We start from the raw sequence: 16697 nt of genomic DNA, 5'->3' as shown, positions 1-16697 counted from the left end.
AGGGCCGAGTGGCCTTGCGTCCGTTTGCCAATCTCTGGCCTGAGCGATCGCATCCGACCAAAGCCTAATAGTGCCGGGGATATCTCATGCGGATACTACTTGAGGTTTCCGCACCGAAATCCTCCTCGAAGAAGGGCGCGGCTGCATGACGCCGGATCAAGCGGTCTTGTTCTCGACCATCATCCTGCTGGTGCCGATGGGCTACTTCCTGCTTGCGGCGCCGGCGTTCCTGCTCGTGAAGCTCGACGTCCCGCCCGTCACCCGCCTGCTGCGCGGCATGTTCAATGCCTACTTCCTGGTGCTGACGGTCTCGGGCGTGATCGGGACGCTCGCCTTCGCCGCGGCGGGCCGGCCGGCCGTCGCGCTTGGCATTGCGTTGATCGCGGCCTTCGCTGTGCTGGCACGCCGATGGTTCCTGCGGCGGCTCGATGCCGAGGCGGACGCGCGCGACTCAGGTGATCCGACCGCGGTGCGGCGGCTGCGCCGGCTGCATTGGGGTGGCATGCTGTGCAATGCGGTTCAGGTGTTTGTTCTGGTCGGCAGCATTCCCTACATGGCGCCGCTGCCCTGAACGGGTTTTGCTCTGCTTAAGGCGCGGACGATTGGAAGCCGCGTCCGCTTTGCCCCTGCGCGCGGCGCAGAGCAAGATCCTGTTTCGTGACGGCGAGCCCGCCCGCTATGCCTCACCTTTTCGATGCGGGTCGTATTTCGAAAGCACGTCCTTAAGGTAATCCCGGCTTTTCCATTCCGGTGCGGGCGGCTCGTACCCGGGCCGAGGAACGAACGGATTCGCCGCCACATCCGCTGACGCGCCCATCATGTCCGGAATGTAGCGCGGGCAATTCGGAAAGATTTCGCATTTGACGCGCACGACAACCTTCGCACCATGGTGCTGGGCAAGCGTTTCCGCGCTGTCGTCGATCGTTGCCTTGCCTCGGATGCGCGCGCGAAACGTCTTGCCGTCGAGGCGCACAAACAGCAACCCGACGTTCGGGTTGCGGTGAATATTGCCGAGCGTGCGGTACATGTTGTTGCCGTCATACTCGGGGTATTCAAGCGTGTCGGGCCCGGTGATCTTCACGAAGCCGGGATCGCCACAACGCATCGAACAATCGACGTTGTCCTGATAGCTCGTCGCAATGAAAAAGAACCGCGCCTCCTCAATGAGCTTGCGCTCCTGGTCCCAGAATTCGAAGTGCAGGCGATGCTTCTCGAGACCGTCGGCGACGCGCCGGCCGTCGAAGCGGTCCTGCAATTCACGCATTCCGTCGTGGTAGAAAGGGGCGCGGACCGGGTCTGCCACGTGGCTTCTCCAACAAGTTGATCAATTTATCTGCGAGTCTTGGCACGGCCAGATTGTTCGGCACAGCGGCAGTGAATTTTCTGCGCCTGCCCGGCCGCAGACGGCTAGTTTCCCTTCGCCTGCCGGTCGAACGCGCTCAGCACGGCCAGCGTCATGGCCTCGACACCGGTCTTGATGGTGGGCTCCGGCACCGGCGCGAACAGCGGCGAATGATTGCTCGGCAATGGCGGGCCGTTGCGCGCTCGGGCTGCGGCGACGCGCTCCGGCTCATAGACACCGATGTTGAAGAACATCGAGGGCACTCCGGCGCTGACGAACTCCGAATAATCCTCGCTGGGCGTGCCCGGCGGCGAGGTTGCGAACTTGTCGCCAAACGCCGCCTTCAGCACCTTTTCCGCGGTGCCGACCACGTCCGGATCGTTCATCACGGCCTTGGTCCCTTCGGCCAAGTTGATCTCAGGCTCCGGCGCATTCGACATGGCGGCGACCGCCTTTGCCGTCCGCTCGATGCCGGCAAGCATTTTGGCGCGTACTTCGGGCTTGAAGGTGCGAATGGTGCCGAGCAGCACCACGTCATCAGGAATGATGTTTGACGCGGTGCCACCGTGAATTGCGCCGATGCTGACCACGCCGAATTCGGTCGGGTCCTTTTCGCGGCTGATCACGCTCTGAACATCGACGACAAAGCGCGCGGCCATCATCACGGGATCGATGGTCGCCTGGGGCACGGCACCGTGTCCGCCGCGACCATGAAATTTGATGTAGAGGCCATCGGCGGCAGATGAGCCGATCCCGACGCGATAGCGCACCGTTCCGTAGGCGAACGGGCCGTCGTGCAGGGCGAAGCCGAAATTCGGCTTTGGAAACCTCGTGAACAGACCATCCGCCAGCATCGCCTTGGCGCCCGCCACGATCTCTTCAGCCGGCTGGGCGATGAACATCAGCGTACCGTGCCATTGGTCTTTCAGGCCGACCAGCGTCTTGGCCGTCCCCACCCAGCTCGCCATGTGGACGTCGTGGCCGCAGCTGTGCGCCACGAAGGTTTCCCGTCCCTGCCATGTGGTCTTGTCGTGGCTGGCATAGGGAAGGCCGGTCTTCTCTTCCATCGGCAGCGCATCGAGCTCGGTGCGCACCATGATGGTGGGGCCCTCGCCGTTCCTGTAGATCGCGACCAGCCCGGTCTTGCCGACATGCTCCGTCACCTCGAAGCCCAGCGCCCGCATTTCGGCAGCCAGCTTGACGGCGGTCTTCTCCTCCTGAAATGCGATCTCGGGGTGGGCGTGAAGGTCCTTGTAGAGCGCGTCGAGCTTCGGATAGTCGGTCTCGACCGATTTCTCGATTGCACCCTTCAGCGCGACGACATCCAGTTCGGCATTGGCCCGTAGCGGCAATGAAGTGCAGAGCGCGGCGGACGCAAGCAGCGTGAGAACAATCTTGTTCATGGCAATCGCTCCAACCGAAGTCCGGATACTGCATCCCGAGTAGCCAGCTACATCGCCAGGCCGGACTCGGCTGCGCGATTTAAGCAGGCACGGTGACGGGAAACAATGACTGATCCAGAGCGTGTGCGCCTAACCTGACGTGAGCATCTGGCTGCGGATTTCCTGTGCGGTGCGGCGCAGCGGCAGCAGAAATTTCTTGCGCGCGCCGGCCTCGCTGACAGTGCCGGAGATCGTGTTGACGCTGAGCGCCGCGACCACTGCACCGGCCGGATCACGCAACGGCACCGCGATGCCGCAGATCGCGGGATCAAGCTCGCCGTCGACCCAGGCATAGCCGTCGCTCTCGGCCCGCGCGAGCAATTCGCCGAGACGATCCGGATCGGTCACGGTGCGCGGCGTGACCTGCTTGAAGCCGCCGGTCGCGAGATAAGCCTCGCGGGTGCCTGGCGGCAGCGCCGCCAGCATGACGCGGCCGAGCGACACCAGATGCGCGGGCAGCCGGCTGCCGACGCCGAGATTGGCCGACAGAATCCGCCGCGCCGGCAGACGCAGCGCATAGACGATCTCGTCCTCGTCGAGCACCGCCATCGCGCAGGACTCGCCGATCTCGTTGCGCAAATTCTCCAGCGCGCGCTGCGCATGCGCCCAATAGGGCAATGCATTGAGGTAGGACAGGCCGAGCCCGAGCGCGCGCGGCCGCAAGCTGAAATAGCGTCCATCCGAAGCGCAATATTTCAACGCCACCAGGGTCGCGAGGATGCGGCGCGCGGTGGCGCGGTTGAGATCGGCAGTGTCGGCGGCCTCCGCCAGCGTATGCCGGCCCGGCGGCTTGCCGAGCGCCTCGATGATCGAGAAACCGCGCGCGATCGCGCGCACGAAGCCGTCACTCTCTTTGCTCATGGCGTCATCTTGGTGGGGGCGTCGTTCTGCTCTTCACATCGAAGCCCGCATGGCTGCCTGCACATGATGCGGCGCTGCCCGCTTGTCAGGGGCTCCCGACCGCGCTAGCGTCAATTCACACCGCGAATTGACTGTTCGCCTGGCGAACTGAATAGCAGGAGGATCCTCGATGGCGCAAGCAGAAAGTTCTGCGGCCACCCCGTTCGAAACCGATTTCTGGAAGGACGCGAAACTGCGCAAGGTGTGGGACGACATTGTCCCCGGCGAACCGCGCAAGACACTGCCCTACCTGCTCACGCAGGACGCGATCGCGCTGTACTGCCGTGCGGTCGGCGAGACCAATCCGCTCTATCTCGACGAAGCGGTCGCGAAGGCCGGGCCCTATGGCGGACTGATCGCGCCACCCGCGATTCATATCCTCTTGATGTTCGCCTGCACCCCGGCCGACGACTGGATGCGTTCGCCCGGCACCGTCAATGCCGGACAGTCATGGAGCTACAACATCCCTGCCCGCCCCGGCGACACCATCACCCTGCAGGCGCGCGCGCTCGACAAGTTCATCAAGCGCGAGCGGCTGTTCGTGGTGCACGACAACGTCTTCTTCAACCAGCATGGCGACGTGATCTGCTCGGGTCGCGGCCAGACCATCCGCCCGATGTAAGGAGGATCACGATGACCACAGCGAATTTCGACGCTCTCAAGGCCGGCGACACCATCGACGGCCCCGCCTTCGCCGTCTCGCGCGAATCGATCCGCCTGTTCTGCGATGCATCGCTCGACTACAACCCGCTGCATCTCGACGACAACTACATGAAGGGCGATTTCGGCAAGACCAATTTCGGCGGCATCATCATGCATGGCATGAACAATTTCGGCCTGATCTCGCGCATGCTGACCGACTGGGCGCTTCCCGCCGGCGCGATCCATCGCAGGCTCGAGACGCGCTGGCTGAAGCCGGTGAAGCCCGGCGACACCATCCGCCCCGCCGGCACCATCAAGGCCAAGCAGACCACCGCGAAGTCGCGCTGGGTGCTGGTCGACGTCGCCGTGCAGAACCAGCGCGGCGAGACGGTCGCGGCCGGTGAAGCGATGCTGGAGTTTCCGGCGAAATAGCGAAAGACACTCAAGTCGAGCGGCGAACTCAACCTCGCCTCGCCCCGCTTGCGGGGAGAGGCCGGAATGCATCGCCAGATGCATTCCGGGTGAGGGGGAGTCTCCGCATGCCTAGCTCTCTCTGATTATGCGGAGACAGCCCCTCACCCCAACCCTCTCCCCGTAAGAACGTGGCGAGGGAGCGCACTGCCGCCGCCGCACTAACGAACAATCAAAATAATCACTGAGGAGACTTTCATGCAGGACTCGGCCCAATCGCGGCTCTATCGACGGATCGCCTGGCGCCTGATCCCGTTCCTGCTGGCGTGCTACACAGTGGCGATCATCGATCGCTTCAACATCGGCTTTGCCAAGCTGCAATTCCTGCACGACCTCAACATCGATGACGCGGTGTTCGGGCTTGCCGCTGGCATCTTCTCGGTCGGCTATGTCGCGCTCGAAGTGCCGAGCAATCTGCTGCTGGTCAAAATCGGCGTCCGCAAGACGCTGCTGCGGATCATGCTGCTGTGGGGCACTGTCACCGTGCTGCTCGCGCTGGTGCAGAACCAGTATCACCTCTATCTGCTGCGCTTCCTGCTCGGCGCCGCCGAGGGCGGCTTCTTCCCGGGCATCCTGTATTACTTGACGCTGTGGTTTCCGGACCGCGTGCGCGGCCGCATGACGAGCCTGTTCGTGATGGCCGTGCCGCTCGGCGGCGTCATTGCAGGACCGTTGTCGGGCCTGATCATGGACCACATGCAAGGCGTCCATGGCCTGCACGGCTGGCAGTGGCTGTTCATCCTCGAAGGCGTTCCCGCCGTGCTGCTCGGCATCGCCGCATATCTTTGTCTCGCCGACGGGCCAGATGCCGCAACCTGGCTCAGCGCCGACGAGCGACGGCAGGTCGCAAGCGATCTCGCCCGCGATCGCGCCGCCGCCCCTAACACGACAAGCAGCTTCGCGGCGACGCTGCGCGAGCCGCGCGTCTATTTGCTCTCCTTCATCTATTTCGCGTTCTTCTGCTCGCTCAACACCATCCTGTTGTGGACGCCGACGCTGCTCAAGCGCGTCGGCGTGGCGACCACAACCGAGATCGGCTGGCTGAGCGGCGCGATTTCGGTGGCGTCGGCGATCGGCATGGTCGCGATCGGCTACAGTTCCGATCGCACGCGGGAACGGCGCTGGCACGTGGTCGCTTGCGGCCTCGTCGCGGCGGCGTGCTTCATCGCCCTGCAGGTCGCGCAGGGCAGCATCCTGCTGACCGTAACCCTGCTCGCCATCGCCTCGATCGGCATCTTCGCGATTCTCTCGCTGTTCTGGACCATTCCGAACGCGATGCTGGAAGGCAGCGCCGCGGCGGGCGGCATCGCGCTGATCAGCGCGATCGGCTCGTTCGGCGGCGCGATGTGCCCTGCCCTGATCGGCTGGATGAATGTCGCAACCGGGAGCATCTACGCACCGCTCGCCCTGGTCGGCGCGCTGCTCGCTGTCGGTATGCTGACGCTGATCCTCTGCGTGCCGCGGCCTGGCCCCGAGGTCACATTCGCGGAGCTCAGCCGTCCCTGATCATCCAGCGCAAGCCCGGCGCCGTCGGCCGGGCTTGTCTCCACCGGCTGCGTCTGACTAATAGGAGCCCAACAGAAGACGCTTGCCGGGAACGAAGACATGCCGCGAAGGCTCGAGGGTGATTTCGACTACATTATCGTCGGCGCAGGCACGGCGGGCTGCATCATGGCCAACCGCCTGTCGGCCGATCCGAAGAAGCGCGTGCTGCTGCTGGAAGCCGGCGGCAAGGACAACTGGATCTGGTTTCACATCCCGGTCGGCTATCTCTTCGCGATCGGCAATCCGCGCTCGGACTGGATGTTCAAGACCGAGGCGGAGCCAGGTCTCAACGGCCGCGCGCTCGCCTATCCGCGCGGCAAGGTGATCGGCGGCTCGTCGGCGATCAACGCCATGATCTCGATGCGCGGCCAGGCCGCCGACTACGATCACTGGCGGCAACTCGGCCTCACCGGCTGGAGCTACAGCGACGTGCTGCCGGCATTCAAGCGGCTGGAGGATCACTTCCTCGGCGAAAGCGAGCATCATGGCACCGGCGGCGGCTGGCGCATCGAGGCGCCGCGGCTGTCGTGGCAGATCCTCGATGCGGTCGGCGATGCCGCCGAGGAGATGGGCATCAAGCGCATCCCCGACTTCAACACCGGCGACAACGAGGGCACCAGCTACTTCCACGTCAACCAGAAGCGCGGGCGGCGCTGGTCGTCGGCGCGCGGTTTCCTCAAGCCGGTGCTGAACCGCAGCAATCTCAGGCTCGAGACCGACGTGCTGGTCGACCGCCTGATCATCGAGAGCGGCCGCGCCGCGGGCGTTGAGTTCCGTCAGGGCAATGAGACGGTAGAGGCGCGCGCCAAGGGCGAGGTGATTCTCTGCGCCGGCTCGATCGGCACTACGCAGGTACTGCATCGTTCCGGCATCGGCCCGTCTGAATGGCTGTCTCCGCTCGGCATCGACATCGTGGCTGACGTGCAGGGCATCGGCCATAATCTGCAGGACCATCTGCAACAGCGCGCGATCTACAAGGTTTCCGGCGTGCGCACGCTGAACGAGACCTACTACAACCTCGTGCGCCGCGGCCTGATGGGCCTCGACTACGCGTTCCGCCGCCGCGGCCCGCTGACCATGGCGCCGTCGCAGCTCGGCATTTTCACGCGCTCGGACGAGACGCGCTCGCGCGCCAACATCCAGTTCCATGTGCAGCCGCTGTCGCTGGACAAATTTGGCGACCCGCTGCATCGGTTCCCCGCGATCACCGTGAGCGCCTGCAACCTGCAGCCGACCTCGCGTGGCACGGTGCGGATCCGCTCGACCGCGCCCGACGACAAGCCGTCGATCGCGCCAAATTACCTCTCGACCGAGGACGACCGCCAGGTCGCGGCCGACGCGATCCGCACCACGCGCAGACTGATGAAGCAGAAGGCGCTGGAGCAATATCATCCCGAGGAATTCCTGCCCGGCCCCTCGGTCGGCGACGACGACGCCTCGCTCGCCAAGGCCGCCGGCGACATCGGCACCACGATCTTCCACCCCGTCGGCACCGCGAAGATGGGAACGGCCAACGATCCGATGGCCGTGGTCGACGAGCGCCTGCGCTTCTACGGCCTTAACGGCCTGCGCATCGCGGATGCCTCCGTGATGCCGACCATCACCTCCGGCAACACCAACACGCCGACCGCGATGATCGCCGAGAAGGCGGCTGCGATGATCTTGCAGGATGCGCGATAGAACGACGATGAACTCCAGCAAGCGCATTCTCGTTGGCGATGCCGGCGCGCAGATCGCGCTGGCACGATGGGGCGAACCGGCCTCCGGCAAACCGCCGGCGCTGCTGCTGCACGGCACCGGCTTTGTCGCCGAAGTGTGGACCGAGGTCGCCGAAGCGCTGGCCGCCGACTACACCGTCTACGCGCTCGATCGCCGCGGCCATGGCCTGAGCCACAAGCCGGCGGCCGAGCGTTATCAGTTCCAGGATTTCGCCGACGATGTCTGCATGGTGGTTGAACGCCTCGATCTCCGTGACATCTACGGCATCGGTCACAGCGCCGGCGCGACCGACCTGATGCTCGCCACGAAGCTGATGCCGGACCGCTTCTTGCGGCTGTTCGTGACGGAGCCGACCGCGATGGATCCGCGCACGCCGCGGAGCGGCGGCCTGAGCGAGATCGCGAACGCATCGGTGCAAGGCGTGTTGCGTCGCCGCGCCGAATTCGACAATTCCGACGATTTGTTCCGGCGATTGCGCGCCGCGCCGGCGTTCGCGCCGTGGACCGAGCCCTCGCTGTGGGCCTATGTCCGTCACGGCTTTGCGCGGCTCGACGATGGCCGCATGCGGCTGCGCTGTACGCCCGAGATCGAGTCGGCACTGCTCGGGCCGATCTTCCAGGCCATGGAGCAGATCTACACCGGCGATGCGCGCGGCAATCCGTTCCCGTGGTTCTCCGAGATCGCCTGCCCGATCCGCATCGCCACGGCCGAACAGTCATGGCCGGTCTACAAGGAGATGGCCGACCGCGCTGCCGCCCTGATCCCGCACGCCAGCCGCTGGAGGTTCGACGGCGTCGGGCATTGCGTCGCGCAGGAAGCGCCGGACCTAATGGTTGCGGCGATCAGAACGTTTGCCGAGCGCGCGGGCCGCGACACCTTCTCATAGGCGCGCTACGTCCGCATCGACCTCGAAAACCGAAGCGAGATGGGTCCAGGCCAGGTTTGGGCTGGACCTGGACGATACTGACCAGTTGCGCGCCGATGGCAGCCGAACGTCACGTCATCGTCGATCGTCGAGTTGCTTCACCGAATAGACCGGTGCGCGCACCGGCTGGATCGTCAGCCGATAGGCGATCAGGTTGGTGCCATCAAATGCTTCAAGCAAATAGTCGCAAACGGGACAGTGATACTCACCCTTGGCGCCGGGTTCGGACCATAGCTCCAACCGCCGGAAACCCGCGCCACAGCACGCGCACGTTACATCCGCTTTCCGCACGTTCTTTCTCTCCCCGAGGCGATGCCAACAGTGCAAGAACACGGCCAAGGCGATCGAGATTGGAGAGAAGCCCAGCAGAATGCCGCCTGCGAGGCTGATGTCCCCGAACCCGTCCTCATCATCGCCGCTGCAAATCGCGGGGTTCTGGCGCTACGGAACACCTCGGATCGAGGTTGGTTCAACAATTCCGACTGCGCACGGTCGCAAGCGAAAAAACGTTGGTGAACTCGGCAATGGATGAGGCTGTCGCCTGACTGAGAGGTGACACGACAAGTCACGTAACCTCCGAAGTCCAGCATTCTAGGCAAGGCCGCTTCGACAGCAAAGTGCAGATTGTGCCGGAGGAGATTTGAAAGCTGGCGCCTGTCGCGGTTGCGCGAAAGCGACCGCGGAACCCGGCGTCTCGGACGCGATTGCGTTCCGTTGATCTACGTCAACCCGGCGCCCTTGGCGTGATGCAGCTTCACGGTTCGCAACCTCGTCCGCTAGGGAGGACACGCCATGCTTCGTTGCATCCTCGCCGCTCTGGCAGTTCTGCTCCTCGTTGCTGTCTGCCTCGTTCCTGATGACGCCTATGCCCGCCGTGGAGGAGGCGGCGGCTTCCGTGGCGGCGGAGGCGGCGGATTTCATGGCGGTGGGATGCGTGGCGGCGGCATGCATGCCGGTGCCGGAAGGATGCATGCCGGAAGGATCCATGGTGGAGGATATCGCGCTGCCGGCCGCCCGCGCCCCTCACACCCGATCGCCGGCCGTCCGGGCTATCCGGGCCGACCGATTGCAGGACGCCCCGGCCGCCCGGTCGCCGGCTATCCCGGTTATGGCGGCGGCTACTATCGACCAGGCTGGGGCTATGGTGCTGCGGCGGCCGGCGCTGCGGCCGCGGCTGGCGCGTACTATGGCAGCTATGGCTACTACGGCAACCAGGGCTGCTATCATGATCGATACGGTCAAATGATCTGCCCGCAACAGCAGTATCAATACTGATCCGGCTGGGCAGTCGTTGGATGGATGATCAAACCGGAGTGTGCGATCCCGGCGGCACCATGTACAGCGTCATGGCAAAGATCGCATAGATCAGCACGAGCAAGGCGCCGATGAACCATGCCGACCGTCCGCTGTTGGTGATGAAGCAGGACGTCACGGAGGCGATCATGACCATCGTCACGGCACCCGGCCAGAACTGCAAATCCATCGGCTTCGGACCGATGACATAGCTTAGAAGAACCAGCGCAGGCGCAACGAACAGGGCGATTTGCGAAGCGCTTCCGAGCGCGATGCTGACGCTCATGTCGAGCCGGTTCTTGCGCGCCGCGGAGAATGCCACGGCCATTTCTGCTGCGGCGCCGACCAGTGCGACGATGATGAAACCGACGAACGCCGGGCTCAATCCCAGCGTCTCGCCTGCTTTCTGCACCGAACTCACGAATATCTCGCTGACCAGGGCGACCAGCACCGTGACGGCGAGAAGCGTACCCAACGCAAGTCCGATCGGCCAGCCGGCGCCGCCGGTCTCGCCTTGCTCCTCGCTTGCGAACAGCTCCTTGTGGGTCTTGAGCGAGAACAGCAGGCCCAGCCCGTAGGCACTCATCAGCAGCACGGCGAGGCCTGTGCTGAGAGCGAGCGCCATGGCTTGGCCGCGTGCCGGATCAAGGTCGGCGACCGCTGAGGGGGCGAGCAGCGCAATCGTGGCCATCAGCAGCAACGCCGCGTACATCCTCCCGCCGGCTCGATTATACTCCTGAACGTGATGGCGGAGCCCGCCGAGCAGGAACGATGCACCAAGCATGAAGAGCGAGTTGGTGACAATGGCACCTGCCATCGATGCCTTGACCAGCATGTATTCTCCGGCGTGTAACGCTGCGATCGCGATGATCAGCTCGGTCAGATTTCCCAAGGTTGCGTTGAGCAAGCCTCCGATCGCATCGCCCGTTTTCTCCGCGACGCTCTCCGTCGCGTGGCTGAGAAGGGCCGCCAATGGCACGATGGCCAGGACAGCAAGCACAAACAGCGCCGTATGGGCGGACGGAGCTGCCGTTTCGACCGCCAGCACGATCGGTACGAAGATCAACATCCAAAGCAGTGGATTATGTCGTATTTCCGTGAGCAGAAGGTGCATGGTACCGCCCGGTCGAAACGACTTGGACAGCACCTTTTGATCACCACGGACCGCTCGATCTTGATCTAGCTCAATCCGTCACCGTCGTCTCGCCGGCCACCGCATGAGCCAGGCCGGCCTACGCGAAGTCCCACGGCATTTCCCGAACGGTCAGAAGCGCGTCCATATTTCCCTTTGACCTAGATCAAGCCGCTGCTGACCAGCTTGTGTGTCTCTTCTCGCGGACATCCGCGATAGCAGCTCAGGAGTTTGCAATGACGAGGAACGCAGCCGCCGTAGTGATTGCATTTTTGGTGACAACCTCGTCTCTCGCCTTCGCAGCGGAGACATCCCCGGCTGTCGGCGTCGCGTCACCCAGCGCCGCCGACCTCAAGAGCCTGACCGACATGCGCGTCGGCATCGTCAAAGCCGCCCTGCAACTCACCCCCGATCAGGAGAAGTACTGGCCGGCGATCGAGGATGCGATCCGCACGCGGGCGAAAAATCGGCAGGCCCGGCTGGAGCGGATTGCCGAATTGCACGAGAACGGCGCGATGGACGGCCTTCATGACGGCAATCCGGTCGAGATGATGCAACGCAGAGCGGACCGGCTGATTCAGCGCGGGACCGACCTCAAGAAGCTCTCCGATGCCTGGGAGCCGCTGTACAAGACATTAAGCGATGACCAGAAGCGAAGGATGGCCTTCGTGTCGTTCGCCGTCATGCGCGGCATGCGAAATGCGATCGAGCAGCACGGCGGTCCGGAAGACGAGGACGAATAGGGCTGGATGGCGCTGCGCCATTCGGCCGACATTCCGCAGCCCCGGTCCTGCTTTACCGAGGCTTCTCAAGCGTTTGGGCCACGACGTGACGTCTTGCTGCCTCGTTCAGACGACCTTCGAGTCGCCTTCCGTCCCGCGTCACTCTTCGCTTGCGAATTCCTGAAGCACCAGGGGAGTTGAAGCATGTACCGGCATATTCTCATTCCGACGGATGGATCGGAACTAGCGAAGCACGGCATCGCCCAAGGGATGGCGCTCGCAAAATCCATCGGAGCCAAGGTCTCCGTGATTTTCGCCGTGGAGCCGTTTTCGGAACTGACGGGGCATTTCCGTGACACGATCGCCAACTATGCCGAGATGCGCAAGGAGCAGGCCACGAAAGCGCTGAACGACGCGGCGAATGCGGCCAGGGAGGCCGGCATTCCCTGCGAGACGGTGCTGGCGGAGAACGGGCAACCCCATCAAGCGATCATCGCGGCGGCCGCGGACAGGGGTTGCGATCTCATCGTCATGTCGTCGCACGGACGCAGCGGACTCTCCGTGCTTCTGATCGGCAGTGTGACAAATAAGGTGCTGGCGCAGGCAAAAACGCCCGTGCTGGTTTGTCCGTGAATGATCGGACGTTCGACGAACGAGAGCGTCAGCGCGCAGCGCCCGCCAAAAGAAAGCGCCGTCCCCTTGCGGGGACGGCGGAAGCCACTCACGCAGTACTGGAACGTTTATTAGTGTTCGCCATGGTGCTCGGCGTGATGCCGGCTGGCCTCGGTGTGGTGATGCTGGGCATGGCTGGCGTGACCATGGGCGCTGTGCGCGTGATGCGCCGCCTTGTGGTGATCGCCGGCTTCGTGGTGCTTGGCGGCTTCGCGATGATGACGCGCCGCGTGTTCGTGGTGCTCGGCGGCCTTGTGGTGATGCTCAACGCCTGCGTGGTCGCTCATGAAGATCTCCCGGTGTGGCGAATGAAGTCTGCCATTCTTATGCAGGAGCGCTGACACTATGCTGACGGCTGCAAGACAGCTTTGTTGCGGCCGTTCATCTATGTTGCAGGGCATGGCGATGTTGCGACGCGCATCATCGCCGCTGCGCCCGTCGGCGGCCGGTTATTCCTGCGGCGGAAAGCGCTCGACGGTCGGCAGCTCATGCACCGCTTCCATCCAGCGCAACCGCTCCGCGACCTGGATATGCATCGTGGCCGGCACCGCATCGGGATCGTCATAGGTGCCGCTCCGAATGTCGATCAAGCCGGGCAACATGTTGCCATTGGTGTAGAAAAGCCCGGTGCCGCAGTTCGCGCAGAAATGCCGTCGGCCATGCTCGGAAGACCGGTAGATGCTGGGCTGCCCCTTGGTCACCTTGACCATGCCTTCAGCGACCATCACCCATCCGACCATCGGCGCGCCGGCATGGCGTCGGCAATCGGTGCAGTGACACAGCGCATGGACGACTGGTTCCCCGGTCACCTCGTAACGAACCTCGCCGCAGTGACAGCCGCCGGTGACCTCAGACATATTTTCCTCCGACCGATCAGTGGTTTGCCGGGGTCGATAGCGTTGCAGGCCCCACGCCTTCAATGGCGCATCTTGCCCTTGCGTCCACCTGTCGCGCCGGCCATATGGCTGCCCATGACGCCGTCGGCTTTCCGGCTCTCACGAAATCGTCATCCCGGCCCTCAACCCCCTCCAAAGCCGCGGGAATAAACCCTTAGGCCCGCCGATCACCTCCCCGGAAACCCAATCCCTGGGCCCATGGGAGACTTGTCATGAGCGGACACGATCACGATCACCACGATGAAGAGAAAGGCGTCAGCCGACGCAAGGTGCTGGAATGCATGACCTGGGCTGGCACCGGCGTACTCTGGACGGTTACCGGCGGCGTGCCGCATTCGCTCGGCATCGTCGGCTCGGCCGCTGCGGCCGAAGCGACCACCGGCATGACCTTCATGCAGATCAGCGACAGCCATGTCGGCTTCGACAAGCCGGCCAACCCGAATGCCATCGGCACGCTTGAAGAGGCCATCAACAAGGTCCGGGCGATGCAGGTCAAGCCGTCGTTCATGATCCACACTGGCGACATCACGCATCTGTCGAAGGCGTCCGAATTCGATGACGCCGACCGCATCATCTCGCAGGCCAAGCTCGACGTGCACTACGTGCCGGGCGAGCACGACTTCATCGACGAGGAGATCAAGCTCTACAAGGAGCGTTACGGCAAGGGCACCAAGGGTCCGGGCTACTACTCCTTCGACGCCGGCGGCGTGCATTTCGTCGGTCTCGTCAACGTCGTCGACCTCAAGGGCGGCGGCCTCGGCAATCTCGGCAACGAGCAGCTCGAATGGCTCGAGAACGACCTCAAGGGCCGCTCGAAGTCGACGCCGATCGTGCTGTTCGCCCACATCCCGCTGTGGACGGTCTATCCGCAATGGGGCTGGGGCACCGAGGACGGCGCCCGCGCGCTGGAATACGTCAAGGGCTTCGGCTCGGTCACCGTGCTCAACGGCCACATCCACCAGGTGATGCAGAAGGTCGAGGGCAACGTCACCTTCCACACCGCGCGTTCGACGGCCTTCCCGCAGCCGGCGCCGGGTGCCGCCCCCTCGCCCGGTCCGATGAAGGTCGAGGATGCCAAGCTGCGCAGCATGCTCGGCGTCGCCAGCATCAACTTCAAGCAGAACAGCCAGCCGCTGGCGATCATCGACACGCCGTTGCAGGGCTAAGGGACGAGACCGATGAGTTCGATCAATCGACGCGACTTCGGTATAGCCGTGGTCGCAACCATGCTGCTTCCGGTCACAGCGGCCCGCGCCGAAGATACCGCGGTCCACATCGACAACTTCTCATTCGCGCCGAACCCGCTCGACGTGAAGGTTGGCACCACCGTGACCTGGACCAACCGCGACGACATCCCGCACACCGTGGTGTGCGCGGGCAAGTTCCGCTCCAAGACCATGGATACCGACGGCACCTTCTCGTTCACCTTCACGGAGCCCGGCGAGTACAAGTATTTCTGCTCGCTCCATCCGCACATGACAGGCAGTATCAAGGTTGGGTAACGTGACCACCCATACAATCACAGCCATGCCCGGCCGGTGGCCCTCCGCCCCCGGCCGGGCACAAGCCGTCTCTCGACATGCCGGGCAGGACACGATGGTTGTCAAAGCGTCGCAAGACGATCCCGAAAAGGCGCGGCGCTTTCGCGAAGCCGCGCTGCCGTACCTTGACGACGCCTACACCCTGGCACGCTATTTGTTGCGCGATTCCGCCGACGCAGAAGATGCGGTGCAGGAATGCTATCTGCGCGCCTTCAAGCATTTCGACAGCTACCGTGGACCCGCGATGAAGCCGTGGCTGTTTGCGATCCTGCGCAATGTCTGCCGCGCCGAATTTGCCCGCCGCAAGACCGCTCCCACCGCGGTCGAGGAGCTGCCCGAGGGCGGCGATCAGACCCCGCTGTGGAATGAGGCGCCGGAGACACCGGAAAAGCAGCTGCTGCGCCGTTTCGACGGCGACACCGTGCGCAAGCTGGTTGCGGCGCTCGCCGAGCCGTTCCGTGAGACCTTTGTGCTCAGGGAAATCCAGAATCTTTCTTACCGCGAGATCGCCGATGTCGCCGCCGTGCCTGTCGGCACCGTGATGTCCCGTCTCGCACGCGCCCGCGCCATGCTGCGATCGGCTTGGCTCGCGGAACAGGAGCAAGTGAAATGAACTGCGAGGAAGCCGAAGTGCTGGTCCACGCGTTGATCGACGGCGAACTCGACGCCGGCCATGCACGCGAAGTGGAAGCCCATATCGAGGGTTGCGCGCATTGCGCCGCCCTGATGAAGGAATATCAGGAGATCCGCCAGGCGATCGCCGAAAGCGACGTGCGCTACAAGGCGCCGCTCGAGCTCCGCCGCAAGATCGAGAAGGCCTTGCCGCAGCCGCAGGCGGCGCCGACCCGGCGCTCGGTGCTGCGCGGCTTCGCGATGGGCTCCGCCGTGTCGGCGATGGCCGCGACCGGCCTCGTCGCGATCGTGCTGCGCAACGACGACGAGCAGCGCGTCGAGAACGAGGTGGTGTCGGCGCATCTGCGCTCGCTGCAGGCCGGGCACCTGATCGACGTGGTCTCGACCGATCAGCATACGGTCAAGCCCTGGTTCAACGGCAAGCTCGACGTCTCGCCACCGGTGATCGATCTCACCGCGCAGGGCTTTACCCTGATCGGCGGCCGGCTCGACTACGTCAACGCCCGCGAGATCGGCGCGGTGGTCTACAAGCGCCGCCAGCACGTCATCAATTTATTCGTGGCGCAGACCGCGAGCACCGAACGGAAGTCGGCGAAGATCTCGACCTTGCAGGGCTTCAACATCCGGCGCTGGAGCGACCGCGGCCTGAATTACTGGGCGGTCAGCGATCTCGGCGCGGACGAGCTGACGGAGTTCGGCGACAAGTTCGAGAGCGCGATGCACGCCAACAAGGAAGGGTGATTGTGGATTTGTAGGGCGGGTTAGCGCAGCGTAACCCGCCACAAGTCTCTCGCCGGCTGCAACTGTCGGCGGATTACGCCG

At 64.0% G+C, this 16697-nt stretch carries 20 protein-coding genes; 14 read left to right on the top strand and 6 right to left on the bottom strand.

Features of this window, described 5'->3' with window-relative positions:
• Nucleotides 1-145: 145 nt before the first annotated feature.
• The gene (locus ACE103_RS14080) at nucleotides 146-571 is read left to right on the top strand and encodes a hypothetical protein (protein WP_223970812.1); all 426 of its coding nucleotides are present in this window, start codon (nucleotides 146-148) and stop codon (nucleotides 569-571) included.
• A gap of 105 nt (nucleotides 572-676) precedes the next feature.
• Here the strand turns inward: ACE103_RS14080 and ACE103_RS14075 are convergent, their stop codons facing one another.
• The 3 genes from ACE103_RS14075 to ACE103_RS14065 form a co-directional block, all read right to left on the bottom strand.
• Nucleotides 677-1303 (bottom strand): pyridoxamine 5'-phosphate oxidase family protein, encoded by a 627-nt coding sequence (locus ACE103_RS14075; protein ID WP_375779909.1) that lies wholly within the window; start codon nucleotides 1301-1303, stop codon nucleotides 677-679.
• A 104-nt stretch (nucleotides 1304-1407) separates the two neighbouring features.
• Complete coding sequence (locus tag ACE103_RS14070; RefSeq protein WP_375779908.1) at nucleotides 1408-2745, bottom strand: amidohydrolase; 1338 nt, start codon at nucleotides 2743-2745, stop codon at nucleotides 1408-1410.
• Between the two features lie 129 nt (nucleotides 2746-2874).
• Complete coding sequence (locus ACE103_RS14065) at nucleotides 2875-3645, bottom strand: IclR family transcriptional regulator C-terminal domain-containing protein (RefSeq protein WP_375779907.1); 771 nt, start codon at nucleotides 3643-3645, stop codon at nucleotides 2875-2877.
• Nucleotides 3646-3814: 169 nt separating this feature from the next.
• Here ACE103_RS14065 and ACE103_RS14060 point away from each other — a divergent pair, with 169 nt between their 5' ends.
• The 5 genes from ACE103_RS14060 to ACE103_RS14040 all read left to right on the top strand — a co-directional run bounded on the left by ACE103_RS14060 (nucleotide 3815) and on the right by ACE103_RS14040 (nucleotide 8947).
• Nucleotides 3815-4306: a MaoC family dehydratase gene (locus tag ACE103_RS14060; RefSeq protein ID WP_375779906.1), complete on the top strand. Its 492-nt coding sequence runs from the start codon at nucleotides 3815-3817 to the stop codon at nucleotides 4304-4306.
• Nucleotides 4307-4317: 11 nt separating this feature from the next.
• Nucleotides 4318-4758: a MaoC family dehydratase gene (locus ACE103_RS14055; RefSeq protein ID WP_223970827.1), complete on the top strand. Its 441-nt coding sequence runs from the start codon at nucleotides 4318-4320 to the stop codon at nucleotides 4756-4758.
• A 237-nt stretch (nucleotides 4759-4995) separates the two neighbouring features.
• Nucleotides 4996-6303, top strand: a complete 1308-nt coding sequence (locus ACE103_RS14050; RefSeq protein ID WP_375779905.1) for an MFS transporter — start codon at nucleotides 4996-4998, stop codon at nucleotides 6301-6303.
• A 99-nt stretch (nucleotides 6304-6402) separates the two neighbouring features.
• On the top strand, nucleotides 6403-8022 hold the full coding sequence (locus tag ACE103_RS14045) for a GMC family oxidoreductase (RefSeq protein WP_375779904.1): 1620 nt from the start codon (nucleotides 6403-6405) through the stop codon (nucleotides 8020-8022).
• Between the two features lie 7 nt (nucleotides 8023-8029).
• Complete coding sequence (locus ACE103_RS14040) at nucleotides 8030-8947, top strand: alpha/beta fold hydrolase (RefSeq protein ID WP_375779903.1); 918 nt, start codon at nucleotides 8030-8032, stop codon at nucleotides 8945-8947.
• 114 nt (nucleotides 8948-9061) lie between these two features.
• On the opposite strand, the gene ACE103_RS14035 is transcribed toward ACE103_RS14040, so the two are convergent.
• Entirely contained in the window at nucleotides 9062-9277 is a 216-nt protein-coding gene (locus tag ACE103_RS14035; protein ID WP_375779902.1) for a hypothetical protein, read from the bottom strand.
• 501 nt (nucleotides 9278-9778) lie between these two features.
• Here ACE103_RS14035 and ACE103_RS14030 point away from each other — a divergent pair.
• Nucleotides 9779-10261, top strand: coding sequence for a hypothetical protein (locus ACE103_RS14030; RefSeq protein WP_375779901.1), 483 nt, complete (start codon nucleotides 9779-9781; stop codon nucleotides 10259-10261).
• A gap of 28 nt (nucleotides 10262-10289) precedes the next feature.
• Here the strand turns inward: ACE103_RS14030 and cax are convergent, their stop codons facing one another.
• Entirely contained in the window at nucleotides 10290-11393 is a 1104-nt protein-coding gene (cax, locus tag ACE103_RS14025) for a calcium/proton exchanger (protein WP_375781103.1), read from the bottom strand.
• A 386-nt stretch (nucleotides 11394-11779) separates the two neighbouring features.
• Here cax and ACE103_RS14020 point away from each other — a divergent pair, with 386 nt between their 5' ends.
• The 3 genes from ACE103_RS14020 (at nucleotide 11780) to ACE103_RS14010 (ending at nucleotide 13146) form a co-directional block, all read left to right on the top strand.
• Nucleotides 11780-12154 carry a Spy/CpxP family protein refolding chaperone gene (locus ACE103_RS14020; protein ID WP_223970844.1) on the top strand — a complete coding sequence of 125 codons (375 nt, stop codon included), beginning with the start codon at nucleotides 11780-11782 and terminating at the stop codon, nucleotides 12152-12154.
• Nucleotides 12155-12337: 183 nt separating this feature from the next.
• Nucleotides 12338-12766, top strand: a complete 429-nt coding sequence (locus ACE103_RS14015; RefSeq protein ID WP_375779900.1) for a universal stress protein — start codon at nucleotides 12338-12340, stop codon at nucleotides 12764-12766.
• Entirely contained in the window at nucleotides 12763-13146 is a 384-nt protein-coding gene (locus tag ACE103_RS14010; protein WP_375779899.1) for a hypothetical protein, read from the top strand. Before ACE103_RS14015 ends, ACE103_RS14010 begins: the two co-directional genes overlap by 4 nt.
• A gap of 108 nt (nucleotides 13147-13254) precedes the next feature.
• Here ACE103_RS14010 and ACE103_RS14005 read toward each other — a convergent pair whose 3' ends face one another.
• Nucleotides 13255-13662 (bottom strand): GFA family protein, encoded by a 408-nt coding sequence (locus tag ACE103_RS14005; protein ID WP_375779898.1) that lies wholly within the window; start codon nucleotides 13660-13662, stop codon nucleotides 13255-13257.
• A gap of 251 nt (nucleotides 13663-13913) precedes the next feature.
• On the opposite strand from ACE103_RS14005, the gene ACE103_RS14000 reads away from it, so the two are divergent.
• The 4 genes from ACE103_RS14000 (at nucleotide 13914) to ACE103_RS13985 (ending at nucleotide 16616) form a co-directional block, all read left to right on the top strand.
• Nucleotides 13914-14867: a metallophosphoesterase family protein gene (locus ACE103_RS14000; protein WP_375779897.1), complete on the top strand. Its 954-nt coding sequence runs from the start codon at nucleotides 13914-13916 to the stop codon at nucleotides 14865-14867.
• A 12-nt stretch (nucleotides 14868-14879) separates the two neighbouring features.
• Nucleotides 14880-15203, top strand: a complete 324-nt coding sequence (locus ACE103_RS13995) for a cupredoxin family copper-binding protein (protein WP_097670580.1) — start codon at nucleotides 14880-14882, stop codon at nucleotides 15201-15203.
• Between the two features lie 94 nt (nucleotides 15204-15297).
• Nucleotides 15298-15855: a sigma-70 family RNA polymerase sigma factor gene (locus tag ACE103_RS13990; RefSeq protein ID WP_375781102.1), complete on the top strand. Its 558-nt coding sequence runs from the start codon at nucleotides 15298-15300 to the stop codon at nucleotides 15853-15855.
• Nucleotides 15852-16616, top strand: coding sequence for an anti-sigma factor family protein (locus ACE103_RS13985; protein ID WP_375779896.1), 765 nt, complete (start codon nucleotides 15852-15854; stop codon nucleotides 16614-16616). Before ACE103_RS13990 ends, ACE103_RS13985 begins: the two co-directional genes overlap by 4 nt.
• The last annotated feature ends 81 nt before the right edge of the window (nucleotides 16617-16697 follow it).

It is taken from the genome of Bradyrhizobium sp. ma5, from assembly GCF_042258955.1.
Classification (GTDB): Bacteria; Pseudomonadota; Alphaproteobacteria; order Rhizobiales; family Xanthobacteraceae; genus Bradyrhizobium.
Note: the sequence above shows the minus strand (reverse complement) of the source record. Positions and strands in the feature narration are given on the sequence as shown.

Excerpts from the sequence above, each read along its gene's own strand:
- ACE103_RS14080 (WP_223970812.1), top strand. The coding sequence starts at position 146 with ATGACGCCGGATCAAGCGGTCTTGTTCTCGACCATCATCCTGCTGGTG.
- ACE103_RS14070 (WP_375779908.1), bottom strand. The coding sequence starts at position 2,745 with ATGAACAAGATTGTTCTCACGCTGCTTGCGTCCGCCGCGCTCTGCACT.
- ACE103_RS14065 (WP_375779907.1), bottom strand. The coding sequence starts at position 3,645 with ATGAGCAAAGAGAGTGACGGCTTCGTGCGCGCGATCGCGCGCGGTTTC.
- ACE103_RS14060 (WP_375779906.1), top strand. The coding sequence starts at position 3,815 with ATGGCGCAAGCAGAAAGTTCTGCGGCCACCCCGTTCGAAACCGATTTC.
- ACE103_RS14055 (WP_223970827.1), top strand. The coding sequence starts at position 4,318 with ATGACCACAGCGAATTTCGACGCTCTCAAGGCCGGCGACACCATCGAC.
- ACE103_RS14050 (WP_375779905.1), top strand. The coding sequence starts at position 4,996 with ATGCAGGACTCGGCCCAATCGCGGCTCTATCGACGGATCGCCTGGCGC.
- ACE103_RS14045 (WP_375779904.1), top strand. The coding sequence starts at position 6,403 with ATGCCGCGAAGGCTCGAGGGTGATTTCGACTACATTATCGTCGGCGCA.
- ACE103_RS14040 (WP_375779903.1), top strand. The coding sequence starts at position 8,030 with ATGAACTCCAGCAAGCGCATTCTCGTTGGCGATGCCGGCGCGCAGATC.
- ACE103_RS14030 (WP_375779901.1), top strand. The coding sequence starts at position 9,779 with ATGCTTCGTTGCATCCTCGCCGCTCTGGCAGTTCTGCTCCTCGTTGCT.
- cax (WP_375781103.1), bottom strand. The coding sequence starts at position 11,393 with ATGCACCTTCTGCTCACGGAAATACGACATAATCCACTGCTTTGGATG.
- ACE103_RS14020 (WP_223970844.1), top strand. The coding sequence starts at position 11,780 with ATGCGCGTCGGCATCGTCAAAGCCGCCCTGCAACTCACCCCCGATCAG.
- ACE103_RS14015 (WP_375779900.1), top strand. The coding sequence starts at position 12,338 with ATGTACCGGCATATTCTCATTCCGACGGATGGATCGGAACTAGCGAAG.
- ACE103_RS14005 (WP_375779898.1), bottom strand. The coding sequence starts at position 13,662 with ATGTCTGAGGTCACCGGCGGCTGTCACTGCGGCGAGGTTCGTTACGAG.
- ACE103_RS14000 (WP_375779897.1), top strand. The coding sequence starts at position 13,914 with ATGAGCGGACACGATCACGATCACCACGATGAAGAGAAAGGCGTCAGC.
- ACE103_RS13995 (WP_097670580.1), top strand. The coding sequence starts at position 14,880 with ATGAGTTCGATCAATCGACGCGACTTCGGTATAGCCGTGGTCGCAACC.
- ACE103_RS13990 (WP_375781102.1), top strand. The coding sequence starts at position 15,298 with ATGGTTGTCAAAGCGTCGCAAGACGATCCCGAAAAGGCGCGGCGCTTT.
- ACE103_RS13985 (WP_375779896.1), top strand. The coding sequence starts at position 15,852 with ATGAACTGCGAGGAAGCCGAAGTGCTGGTCCACGCGTTGATCGACGGC.